Source organism: Rhodococcus sp. P14 (assembly GCF_000256505.1).
In the GTDB taxonomy this organism is placed as follows: Bacteria; Actinomycetota; Actinomycetes; order Mycobacteriales; family Mycobacteriaceae; genus Rhodococcus; species Rhodococcus ruber.
On sequence record NZ_AJFC01000130.1, the window covers coordinates 13,307 to 24,809 of the forward strand.

General features: G+C 68.9%; 12 protein-coding genes. 10 read left to right on the forward strand and 2 right to left on the reverse strand.

The window, feature by feature from the left end:
* Window positions 1-19: 19 nt before the first annotated feature.
* From OEY_RS30255 to OEY_RS0109895, 3 genes are read left to right on the forward strand one after another with little or no spacing between them, the layout of a single operon-like run.
* A complete protein-coding gene (locus tag OEY_RS30255) occupies window positions 20-652 on the forward strand; it encodes a nucleotidyltransferase (protein WP_029539981.1) in 633 nt (210 codons plus the stop codon).
* Window positions 649-915 (forward strand): BON domain-containing protein, encoded by a 267-nt coding sequence (locus tag OEY_RS30260; RefSeq protein ID WP_029539982.1) that lies wholly within the window; start codon window positions 649-651, stop codon window positions 913-915. Before OEY_RS30255 ends, OEY_RS30260 begins: the two co-directional genes overlap by 4 nt.
* Complete coding sequence (locus OEY_RS0109895; protein ID WP_010593725.1) at window positions 912-1,625, forward strand: metallophosphoesterase family protein; 714 nt, start codon at window positions 912-914, stop codon at window positions 1,623-1,625. Before OEY_RS30260 ends, OEY_RS0109895 begins: the two co-directional genes overlap by 4 nt.
* A 40-nt stretch (window positions 1,626-1,665) precedes the next feature.
* On the opposite strand, the gene OEY_RS0109900 is transcribed toward OEY_RS0109895, so the two are convergent.
* On the reverse strand, window positions 1,666-2,526 hold the full coding sequence (locus OEY_RS0109900; protein ID WP_099528137.1) for a sucrase ferredoxin: 861 nt from the start codon (window positions 2,524-2,526) through the stop codon (window positions 1,666-1,668).
* Window positions 2,527-2,734: 208 nt separating this feature from the next.
* Between OEY_RS0109900 and OEY_RS0109905 the strand changes: the two genes are divergently transcribed.
* The 6 genes from OEY_RS0109905 to OEY_RS0109930 all read left to right on the forward strand — a co-directional run bounded on the left by OEY_RS0109905 (window position 2,735) and on the right by OEY_RS0109930 (window position 8,362).
* Complete coding sequence (locus OEY_RS0109905; RefSeq protein ID WP_043805119.1) at window positions 2,735-3,679, forward strand: ABC transporter substrate-binding protein; 945 nt, start codon at window positions 2,735-2,737, stop codon at window positions 3,677-3,679.
* Window positions 3,680-3,760: 81 nt separating this feature from the next.
* Window positions 3,761-4,381 carry a hypothetical protein gene (locus tag OEY_RS0109910; RefSeq protein ID WP_010593728.1) on the forward strand — a complete coding sequence of 207 codons (621 nt, stop codon included), beginning with the start codon at window positions 3,761-3,763 and terminating at the stop codon, window positions 4,379-4,381.
* A gap of 561 nt (window positions 4,382-4,942) precedes the next feature.
* Window positions 4,943-5,218, forward strand: coding sequence for a citrate transporter (locus tag OEY_RS0109915; RefSeq protein ID WP_010593729.1), 276 nt, complete (start codon window positions 4,943-4,945; stop codon window positions 5,216-5,218).
* Window positions 5,215-6,456: a CaiB/BaiF CoA transferase family protein gene (locus OEY_RS0109920; RefSeq protein ID WP_010593730.1), complete on the forward strand. Its 1,242-nt coding sequence runs from the start codon at window positions 5,215-5,217 to the stop codon at window positions 6,454-6,456. The genes OEY_RS0109915 and OEY_RS0109920 overlap by 4 nt, the downstream gene beginning before the upstream one ends.
* A gap of 156 nt (window positions 6,457-6,612) precedes the next feature.
* Window positions 6,613-7,452, forward strand: coding sequence for an HpcH/HpaI aldolase/citrate lyase family protein (locus OEY_RS0109925; RefSeq protein ID WP_010593731.1), 840 nt, complete (start codon window positions 6,613-6,615; stop codon window positions 7,450-7,452).
* A 112-nt stretch (window positions 7,453-7,564) separates the two neighbouring features.
* The gene (locus OEY_RS0109930) at window positions 7,565-8,362 is read left to right on the forward strand and encodes an HpcH/HpaI aldolase/citrate lyase family protein (RefSeq protein ID WP_010593732.1); all 798 of its coding nucleotides are present in this window, start codon (window positions 7,565-7,567) and stop codon (window positions 8,360-8,362) included.
* 47 nt (window positions 8,363-8,409) lie between these two features.
* Here OEY_RS0109930 and OEY_RS0109935 read toward each other — a convergent pair whose 3' ends face one another.
* The gene (locus tag OEY_RS0109935) at window positions 8,410-9,426 is read right to left on the reverse strand and encodes an NADP-dependent oxidoreductase (RefSeq protein WP_010593733.1); all 1,017 of its coding nucleotides are present in this window, start codon (window positions 9,424-9,426) and stop codon (window positions 8,410-8,412) included.
* A gap of 161 nt (window positions 9,427-9,587) precedes the next feature.
* Between OEY_RS0109935 and OEY_RS0109940 the strand changes: the two genes are divergently transcribed.
* Window positions 9,588-11,312, forward strand: a complete 1,725-nt coding sequence (locus OEY_RS0109940) for an AMP-binding protein (protein ID WP_010593734.1) — start codon at window positions 9,588-9,590, stop codon at window positions 11,310-11,312.
* Window positions 11,313-11,503: the final 191 nt, after the last annotated feature.

The window sequence follows — 11,503 nt, forward strand, 5'->3', positions numbered from 1 at the left end:
GCGCGGGTACCCGCCACCCATGACCAACGCACATCCTCACGGTCTCGATGCCGCGCCGTCCGGCGCTGCGGGCTCGTCGGACGAGTCGGTCAAGGAGAGGCAGCTGCTGCAGGTGCTGACAAAGGCGGTGAACACCCTCGGTGAGGCCGGGGTGCGGTTCGCCGTCGGCGGCGGCTGCGCGGTGTACGCCCGTGGTGGCCCGGCGTCCGACCACGACGTGGACCTGTTCGTCCGCCCGCACGATGTGGACGCCGCGCGGGAGGCGCTCGTCGCCGCCGGCATGCGTCCCGTCGACCCGCCCGAGAACTGGCTGAGCAAGGTCTACGAGGGTGATCACCTCGTGGACCTGATCTTCCGGCCCAACGACCGGGACGTCGACGATTCGATGCTCGCCCGCGCACAGTGGATGCGCATCGGTCCGACCGCGGCGCCGGTGATCAGCGGCACCGACCTGATGAGCGACAAGCTCAACGTGCTCGACGCCCACCGCTGCGACTTCGCGCCGTTGCTGCGTATCGCCCGCGCCCTGCGCGAGCAGGTGGACTGGGGGCAGGTGGCCACCGCGACGGCCGCGTCGCCGTATGCCCGCGCCTTCCTCGGCCTGCTCGCCGATCTGGGCATCATCGAACCCGACCCGGAGGCCCGACGATGAGTCACGAACACCCGGAGCACCCGCAGTACGTGGTGGCGCACCTGCACCGCGCCCTGGCCGAGGACCCCCGCACCGCCGAACAGGGCGTGCGTGTCACGATCCGCGGCACCGACGTCTACCTGACCGGCGAGGTCGCCAGCGCCGCGCGTCGTGACGCGCTGACCGTGGTGGTGCAGGAACAGTTGCCGGGCGTCACCGTCCACAACGACGTGCACGTGGTCGACTCGCGCGACCCCGGAACTTCGGTGGAGGAACTGCGATGAGGATTGCTGCCGTCGGAGACGTACACCTGGCCGAGGACGCCCGCGGGCATCTGCGGCCCGCTCTCGAACACCTGCACGAGCACGCCGATGTGCTGCTGCTCGCCGGTGACCTCACTCGGCACGGCACCGCCGACGAGGCGCGTGTCGTCGCCGACGAGTTCGGCGATCTGCCGGTGCCTGTCGTCGGTGTGCTCGGCAACCACGACTACCACAGCGACGCCCAGGACGAGATCACCGAGCTGCTGCGCGACCGGGGCATCGTCGTGCTCGAGGGGGAGTCGGCCGTCCTCGACGTCGACGGGGCCCGGCTCGGCGTGGCGGGAACCAAGGGGTTCGGCGGGGGTTTCGCGGGCAAGTGCGCGAGCGCGTTCGGTGAGCCGGAGATGAAGCAGTTCGCCGGACACACCGTGGAACTCGCCGACAGGTTCCGTGGCGCCGTCGCCGAGCTCGACGGTGCCGACGTCCGCGTGGCGCTGCTGCACTATTCGCCGATCAGCGACACCCTGCGCGGCGAGCCCGCCGAGATCTATCCGTTCCTCGGGTCGTATCTGCTGGGCGAGCCGATCGACGAGTTCCACCTCGATCTCGCGGTGCACGGGCACGCGCACGCGGGGTGCGAGCGCGGCACGACCCCGGGCGGTGTGCGGGTTCGCAACGTCGCACAGCCGGTCATCCGCACCGCCTACGCGGTGTACCGGTTCGAGAACTGATCGCGCCCGGCCGGTCGCGGGGTGGCCCGGCCGGGCTCGGTCACCCGGGCGAACCCTTCGAAACTTCCTGTAGTTCTTCGACGATCCACCGGTGCCAAGCGACCTGGGCCCCGGCGCCGCATCCGTGGTGGAACGGCGTTTGCGGCTCTCCGGCTCGTACCACCACACGGAACCGGCGCTGTGCCAGGTGCACTTCGACTGTGGTGCTGTCCGAATCGGGTGCGGCGGTCTCGCGGAGGTACTCGAGCGCGTCGACAGCGGTGATGCCGCCGGCTCGGCGCGCGGCGTGTTCCGCGGCCTGTGCCGGAAGCGAGAACGCGGCGCGGCCCCGCAGGTGGGGTAGCGCCAGGATGCCGGAGAGGTACGCGTCGACGACGTCGCGGGCGCTGTCGGCCCCCAGGCGGCTGAAGTACAGCCCGTCCGGCAGGACCACCATGTTGGCCGCGAAGCGATCTCCCCCCACGTGCGTGCATTCCCACGCGTCGGCATCTTCGGACGAGGTCAGTGCGGCCAGGATCGGCCGGCCCAGTTCGGCGCAGCATGCATCCTTCTTCCCGTGCGTGCAGACGGCGAACACCGGGGTCCGGCGCGGACGACCGAAGGCCGGCTCGGTTCCTGCGGCGATCGTCTCGAACGGCAGGTCGGTCAATTCGCCGTAATCGCCCAGGCTGCCTTCGCGCATCCACGATCGGATCCCGTCGGACCAGGCCAGAATGCACAGCGGTCGTTCGATGTGCCGGCGGCGCGCGCGACGGATGAGCAGGACCCGGACGTCGCTGCGTGCTGCGTCCACGGCATCGGTGACCGCGTCGGGCAGCACACCGTCCGGAGCGGACGCCGGCCACGGGCCGGGGTGCTCGATCAGCACCCACAGCCGCGTCCGGCCTGCTCGGGCGGCCATCGGCTCGCCGGCGTCGGAGGACCGCCGCGTGCACGCATCACGGCGTCGACTCGTCTGTGGGTTGACGACGACGGACGGCGAGAGTCCGGTGGGGAGGCGCCACACATCGGTCCTTTCCGTAGGTTAGGCTGCCCACACTATTGGGTGTGGTGGTTCGGCAGGGTCTCCCGGGGCCCGGTCGAACGGGAGCTGTGGAACGGGAGCAGGTATGGGACGGCGTGCAGCGCGGGTGCGGAGTGCGGCGATCGGCATCGCGACAGCCGCGGTCGTCGTGGCGACGACCGCGTGTGCGGGGCAGAGCGAGACGAGTGCTGCCAGGCAGCCCGGCGAGGCTCCGGTGCGCACGGTCGAGCACGCTCGCGGAATCACGCAGGTGCCTGCCGACCCGCAGCGGGTGGTGGTGCTCGAGCCCGTACATCTCGACACGGCGGTCGCACTCGATGTCGTACCGGTCGGCGCCGCGGTGCTCAGCGAGGCCACCGGTGTGCCCGCTTACCTCGGGGACAAGGCCGACGGCGTGGAGGTGGTGGGCACGGTGCCCGAGCCGAACGTCGAAGAGATCGCTTCCCTGCAGCCCGATCTGATCATCGGTACCGAGACGCGGCATGCGGCACTGTACGAACGGTTCGCCGCCATCGCGCCGACGGTGTACATGGCCTCCCAGGCCGACCCGTGGCAGGACAACGTCCGATTGGTCGCCACTGCACTGAACAAGACCGAGCGGGCCGAGAGCCTGCTCGACGACTACCGGGCGCGGTGCGAGCAGGTCGCCACCGAGCACGGCACCGAGGGCCGAACGGCGCAGCTGATCCGGCCCCGCGACGGCATCCTGACCCTGTACGGGCCCTCCTCGTTCGCCGGCAGCACGCTCGAGTGCGCCGGATTCACCATCCCGCCACGCGATTGGGAGAACTCCATCTCGATCGATCTGTCCCCGGAACGCGCGGCCGAGGCCCAGGCCGACCTGGTCGTGGTCACCTCACTGAATCCGGCGGACCCGACGACCATGCCGCCGGCACTGACCAACAACGTCGGGTCCTTCCCCGACCTGCATCTGGTCGACATGTCCTACTGGATCACCGGGGTCGGACCGCTGGGCGGAATGACCGTCCTCGACGACATCGACCGCATCCTCGATGCCACCCCGTCGTAAACACCCGTTTTCGCCGCGCTCACCGTGACCGTGATGCTAGCTTAGGCTTACTTCAGTCTCGGCCCGGTCGAGGAGGCGCAGATGACACGCACACTTCGTTCCTGCGGGGCGATCATCGCTCTGGGGATCATGGCGTTCGCCGCCGGCTGCGGCGAGACGGAGGGTCAGCCCGACGACTCCTCGGGCACCACCAGGACCGAACAACAGCAGTCCGACCAGGATTCGGTGCCGGCCGGGGTGGTCGAGCAGTACAGTAGCGCGGCAGAGGAGATTGCCGCCGAAGGTGGCGAAACCACCTCGGGGCCTTGGCGCGTGGCGTACATCGTCGAACCCGCGGAGCCGTGGTACGAACCGGCCGACGGGCAGCAGCAGTTCCGGGAACCGGCCCCCGACGAGACCCACCACATCGAGATCCTCCCGTTCGAGGCGTCCACCGGACGCATCGTGCCGCAGGTACCGATCACCCTCGAGGTGCTCGATCCGAACGGCCGGGTGGTCGACACCGCACCCCTGAACTTCTACTACAGCACGTTCTTCCACTACGCCAACAATTTCTCGGTCCCGGACCCCGGTCGGTACACCCTGCGCGCCACTCTCGGGACCCCCACCTTCTTCCGGCACGGTGAAGCGGACCAGGAGCCGGAACTGACCCAGGGCGCAACTGTCGAGTTCACCGACGTCGAACTGACACCGGAGAACTGAACGGTCGCCCGGATCCGCCCAGCGGTGGGTGGAACCGGGGCGTGGGTCACGGATGAGTGCCTCCACGAGTGAAGAGTGTTGCGAGCTTCCGCCGAGGGAATCGAAGGTGGGCTCGTGAGCACTGTTGTTCGGAGTCGCCTGCGCTGCAGGTGACGGGTGTGTCCCATGAGGCAGACGGCGCCGGTATGGCCCACGTGGTCACCGGCGACCGGTCCGTTCGCATGTCCGTGTGCGGGAGGCTCTCGATCTCGTCGACGAGCGCGTGACCAGCTCTTGCGCTGCGTGGCCGGATCAGGCTGCGTTGAAACGGGATCCGATGGACCCCCAAGGGGGCTGCTGCCCTCGTTGCTCGCTCACCGACTCGATTCCCCATTTGTCACGACCGGCAACGCCCTCGAGGGTAAGGTCTCCCGGCTCGCACCGAATGGCGCAACTGAACGACCGCAACCTTCGCAATGAGCACATCGTCGTTTACGAACGCAAGCGTGACTGTGAGCGATGAACGGGCCGACACTTGTCGCAATCGCAACGTCATCCAGGACGTTCGGCCGAGGAGTGGCAATGCTGGTGGAAGGCGATGGCGCAGTGGCCGCCCGGGATCATCCTGTTGTCGAGAGAGCCCGCACCTCGATCACCGGGCAGACGTTCCGAACGCAGAGCCCGTCGGTTCCGGTCGGCATGCTCCTGCTGACCCTCGGGGTCTCGCCGGCCGGCCGGCACAGAAAGGTGCTGTTGCTGGTGGCGCTGTCGATGACCGTGGTCGGTGTGGCGCTCGGGCCGATCCCCTCCGATTGCACCGCACCCTCCCATCCGTCCCCTCCCGAGGAGTACCGATGACTCAGAATTCACACGACGACCGCGTCGATGTCGTACGCGAGGCACACGGTCCGTTGCACGGGATCCGCGTCATCGACATCAGTACCGTGTACGCCGCCCCGATCACCGCCATGCTGCTCGGCGATTTCGGCGCCGAGGTGATCAAGGTCGAACACCCCACCGGCGATCCCGCCCGGACACACGGTGTGAACAAGGACGGGCACGGGTTGTGGTGGAAGGTCATCGCGCGGAACAAGAAGTGCATCACCCTCGATCTGAGTACCCCGGAGGGTCAACAGATTCTGCGTGACCTCGTGGCCGACGCCGATGTCCTGGTGGAGAACTTCCGTCCCGGCGTGCTCGAGAAGTGGGGACTCGGACCGGACCGGTTACAGTGTCTGAATCCCGGTCTGATCACGTTGCGGGTCACCGGATTCGGGCAGACCGGCCCCTATGCGGCGCGACGCGCATTCGGCACCTTGGCGGAGGCGATGAGCGGGTTCGCGCATCAGACCGGTGAGGAAGACGGCCCCCCGACGCTCCCCCCGTTCGGTCTCGCGGACGGCGTGGCCGGTATCACCGGTGCTTTCGGGGTGACGGCCGCGCTGTACCACCGCGACAGTCCGGAGGGACACGGGCGAGGCCAGGTGATCGATCTCTCGCTGCTCGAGCCACTCGTCGGGATTCTCGGACCCGGCCCGAGCGCCTTCGACCAACTCGGCACAGTCGCCGGCCGGCAGGGCAATCGTTCCCCGAACAACGCACCCCGCAACACCTACCGCACCGGTGACGGCCGGTGGGTCGCCGTCTCCGCCAGCGCCACCTCCGTCGCCGAGCGAGTCATGCGCCTGGTCGGTCGATCGGACATCGTCGACGAACCGTGGTTCGGCTCGGCAGGGGACCGGAGCAGAAACGGCGACCTCCTCGACGACGCCGTGGCGAAATGGATCGCCGCCCGCCCGCTCCACGAGGTCACGGCCGAGTTCGAACGGGTCGGCGCCGCCCTCGCACCCGTCTACGACGTAGAGCAGCTGATGAACGACCCGCATGTTCTCGCCCGTAAGTCCATCACCACCGTCGACGACGAGGACCTCCGCCCGCTGAAGATGCAGAACCTCATGCTCCGCATGCTGCGCACACCCCGCGCCATCCGGTTCCCCGGCCGCCGCCTCGGCCAGGACAACGACCGCGTCTACCGGGAATCACTCGGCCTGGATCCCGATCGCATCGCCGAACTGCGGCACAAGGGGGTGCTGTAGTGGAGCGAAGCGGTCGCCTCCGGACGCATCGGCAACTCGAACCGTGGCTCGGCCGTGCCGTCACCTGCTGCTGCCGACCGGCTGTGCCCGAGAACCCCACGCGTCCAGATAAATTCGACCCGAACCCCGTCCCATGCTACTGAGGAGTCCCGCGCCGTGCACACCCCCATCATCCGCTCCGAGCCGATCGACGCCGCGCATGCGCGATCATGGGTTCTCGTACCGGCCAATCGGCCCGAGTCGTTCACCGCGGCCGCGTCGTCCGCCGCCGATGCGGTGATCGTCGACCTCGAAGATGCCGTGGTGCCGGCCCAGAAGCCTATGGCACGAGAGGCGCTGGCGGCCTGGTTGAGCAACGGCGCTCATGCCTGGGTCCGGATCAACGACACCACGACCCCCTTCTGGGCGGACGATGTCGCGTTCCTGTCCGGCTTGCAGGGCGTCGACGGGGTAGTGCTCGCCAAGACGGAGAACCCGGCTCAAGTTCAGGCCACGGCGGAACATCTGCCGCCGGGCACCCGGATCATCGCGCTGGTGGAAACAGCCCTCGGAATGACCGCGGTCCACGACATCGCGCGCGCCCCCGCGACGTTCCGGCTGGCCTTCGGCAGTGGGGATTTCCGCCGCGACACCGGGGCCCATGCCACCTTCCTGGCGATGGCCTGTGCGCGAAGCCAACTGGTGATCGCCAGCCGTGCCGCCGCCCTGCCCGGCCCGATCGACGGACCGACGATCGGGCTCGAGGGCACCACCCTGGTCGAAGACACCGAGCACGCGGCGGAGATGGGACTGACCGGCCGTCTGTGCATGCACAGCGAACACGCCGCGGTCGTCAATCGGATTCTCTCACCGACCGACACGGACATCCTGTGGGCGCGCGAGGTCATCGACACGCTCGGCGAACACGGAGAACACGTCAGCGCAGGCAGTGATCTGCCACGGCTGGCGCGCGCCCGGCGCATCACCGGCCTCGCCGCGCTCTACTCGATGCTGTAACCGCGCACCCCGGGGTGCGCGGTCCGGCCAGGACAACGAGCACATCCACCGGGACTCGTTCGGACTCGATCGACGAAACCTCGACGCACTGAAAGCACTAGGACGGTTGAAAATGGAGCGAAGCTACCTGTTCGCACCCGGGCACAACGAGAAACTGCTCAGCAGAGTATTCGACGCCGGCGCGGACGCGGTCGTCCTCGACCTCGAGGACGCGGTGCCACCAAACTGCAAGTCGGCTGCACGCACGAACGTCGCCGCTGTTCTCGCCGACCGCCCGGCCTGGGTGAGAATCAACGCTGCCGGCACCGAACCGGCGAGGGCCGATCTGGCAGCCGTCGCAGCCGTGGCCCGCGGCATTCGCATCCCCAAGGTGGAGTCGGTGGAGGACGTTCGCTGGGTGGCCGACCAGGTGCCCGGTACGCCCCTGATCTGTGCGATCGAAAGCGCCAAGGGCGTGGCGAACGCGATCACGATCGCCGCCGAGCCGACCGTCGCGCATCTCGCCCTCGGTGGAATCGACCTGCAGAAGGATCTCGGGACCGACAACGGCGACACCGCCCTGCACTACGCGCGATCCCACCTGGTGATCGCCTCCCGCGCGGCGGGAATCGAACCCCCCATCGACAGCGTGTACCCGCACCTCGACGACACCGACGGACTGCGCCGCCAGGCCCGGGCGAGCCGTTCACTCGGATTCTTCGGCAAGTCTGCGATCCATCCCAGCCAGCTGCCGGCCATCCACGCCGAATTCAGTCCCCGCGAAGACGAGTTGCGATGGGCACGGGAGGTCGTCGAGGCATTCGACCGCGCAGGCGGCGCCGCTCTGCGCCTACCAAGCGGCGAATTCGTCGACCTTCCCGTGGCCGAGCGGGCACGCAGCATCCTGCGGCTGGCCGAAGTGCTCTCCTGACGTGTTGCTCAGCCGCGCTCCTCGTCTCGCGAATGCTCGCCGGGTTCTCAGGAGTCGGCCGTGGTCTTCAGGACGAGTTTGCCGGTGTTGGCACCGTCGAACAGCATGTTGAGTGTGCGTCCGAACGCCTCGACGCCGCCGGTCTCGACCTGTTCACGGGTCACCAGTTCGCCGCGGCGGATCCATTCCGACACGGCAGCCATGCCCTCGGGGAAGCGGTCGAGGTAGTCGAAGACGATGAACCCGGTCATCGAGGCCCGGTTCACCAGCAGGGACAGGTAGCGGGACGGGCCCGGCTGCGGGTCGGTCGCGTTGTAGCCGGAGATGGCCCCGCACAACACGACTCGCGCGTTCTTGCGCAGCACGGCCAGCGCCGAGTCGAGCGTCTCCCCGCCGACGTTGTCGAAGTAGATGTCGATCCCGTCCGGTGCGGCGCCGTGCAGCGCCCGGCCCACGGATCCGGCCTTGTAGTCGATGGCGGCGTCGAATCCCAGCTCGTCGGTGAGCCACGCGCACTTCTCGGGTCCGCCGGCGATGCCGATGACGCGGCATCCGCTCAGTTTCGCGATCTGTCCGGCGATGCTGCCGACGGCCCCGGCGGCGCCCGACACGAGCACGGTGTCGCCGGGCTTCATCCGCCCCACGTCGGCGAGCCCGAAATATGCCGTCATGCCGGGGAATCCGAGCGCACCCAGCCACACCGGCGACGGTGCGAGGGACTCGTCGACCGCGACGACGCCGCTGCCGTCGGAGACGGCGTAGTCGCACACGCCGAAGTGCCCGGAGACGAGCTGTCCTTCCTTGTAGCCGTCGTGGCGGGATTCGTGTACCCGCCCGACGGCGTGGGCGCGCATGACCTCACCGATCCCGACCGGCGGGACGTACGACCGGACGTCGTTCAGCCATCCGCGCATGGCGGGGTCGAGGGAGACGTACTCGACGCGGACGGTGAACTCACCGTCGGCCGGCTGCGGGACCGGGGCGCTGGTGACCTCCCATGTGGAGTCGTCGGGGCGGCCGACCGGTCGTCGTGCCAGTCGGACCTGCCTGTTCACGGACGCCATACGTCTTCCTTTCGATTGCAGAAGAGCCCTGCTGCGGTGCGGTGATTCGGATGTGCGGCGGTCGTCCCGGTTAGTTGAATTCGACGCCGGATTCAACTATACACAGTGGGTGACCGGGATCACCCCGTCGCCGCCGGATGCCCCGAGAACGGAAGGTCGACATGGCACGCGAGCTCGACACGGTCCCCACCGACTCCGACGCCCTCGAGGCCGCGCTCACCGGGATCCGGCGGGTGCAGGAAGCGCACTGGCCGCCGGAGGTGCCGCGGACGGTGGAGTACCCGATCGACGAGCGCGCGCTCGTGGACTACCTGCGGCACTGGGCGCACGTGCGCCCGCATGCCCCCGCGATCGAGTTCTACGGTCGCACAGTCGGTTACGCCGAGTACGACGACCTCTCCGACCGGTTCGCCGGCTGGCTGCTCGCCCGCGGCGCCCGGGCCGGCGACCGGATCGGTGTCCACCTCGGCAACTGTCCGCAGTTCCACGTCGCGATGCTCGGCATCCTCAAGATCGGCGCCGTCCACGTACCCGTGAATCCGATGCTGCGCGAACACGAGCTCGCCCACGAGCTCGCCGACGCCGGCGTCACGATCCTGCTCACGCAGCCCGAACTGCTCCCGCTGGTGGAGGCGGTCCGGCCGCGCACGCCGGTGCGGCACGTCGCCGTCACTGCCCTCGGCGACATGCTCACCGGTACGAGGCCGGGGGAGGTGCCGCCACCGTTCCCGGTCACCGATCCCGCCGCGGGCGACTGGGCGAGCATTCTCGACAGTCCCCGCGCACCCGCCGTCGCGACGGACCCGGACGCGCTCGCCGCGCTGAACTACACCGGCGGCACCACCGGCATGCCGAAGGGCTGCGAGCACACCCAGTGGCACATGGTCTACCCCGCGGCCGCGGCCACCGTCGGCGGCGGCCGGCGGGTGGGGGAGACCACCGTGGTGCTCAACTACCTGCCCATGTTCTGGATCGCCGGCGAAGTCTTCGGCATCCTCAATCCTCTCGTCAACGGCGGCTCCGTCGTGCTGATGACCCGGTGGGACGCGGACGCCGCGCTGGCTCTCGTCGAGCGGCACGGCGTCACCAGCGCGGTCGGCACCGTCGACAACTACGTCGAACTCATGGACGCGCCCGGCTTCGACGGGAATCGTGCCGCCACGCTCGACAACGCCATGGCGGTGTCGTTCGTGCTGAAGCTCGACCCGGCGATCCGCCGGCGGTGGCGCGACGCGACCGGCCACACCCTGCGGGAGGCGAGCTACGGCATGACCGAGACGAACACCGCGGACACCTTCACCCTCGGCTTCCAGGACGGCGACTTCGACCTCGCGAGCGAGCCGGTGTTCTGTGGCCTGCCCGTGCCGGGCACCGACATCCTGATCGTCGACGAGGCGGGTGCCCCGGTGCCGCTCGGTGAGACCGGGCAGATCGTCGTGCGCAGCCCCTCGGTGACCACCGGGTACTACCGCAACGCCGAGGCTACCGCGGACGCGTTCCAGGGCGACTGGCTGCGCACCGGCGACGTCGGCCGGTTCGACGAGCGCGGTGCGCTGCACTATCTCGCCCGCAACAAGGAGATGATCAAGACCAACGGTATGAGCGTCTTCCCCGCCGAGGTCGAGGCGCTGCTGCGCATGCACCCGGGGGTCGCGACGGTCGCGGTGGTCCCCAGGTCCGATCCGGACCGAGGGCAGGTCGCGTTTGCGTTCGTCCAGCCGGTCCCCGGCGCGACCGTCACGGCCGGCGAACTCACGGCGTGGGCGCGCGAGAACATGGCGGGTTACAAGGTGCCGATCGTCGAACTCGTCGAGGCGATGCCCATGACGGCCACCGGCAAGATCCGCAAAGGCGATCTGTTTGCGCGGGCGGAGGGGAGTCACTAGGGAGCGGGGTTCCGGGCCGGCGGGTGACGCACCCCAACCGGCTGCAATGATTGGTAGGCTAACCAAACCAAGGGTAGCCTGAGCTATCTTCTTGTGCGATCGATCCATCCGCGGCTGCGGCCCCCGAGCACGGAAGAGGGACCAGGACCGACCGCTCCTGCAACGACAGCGGTGACTCGCCGTCGCCGGAC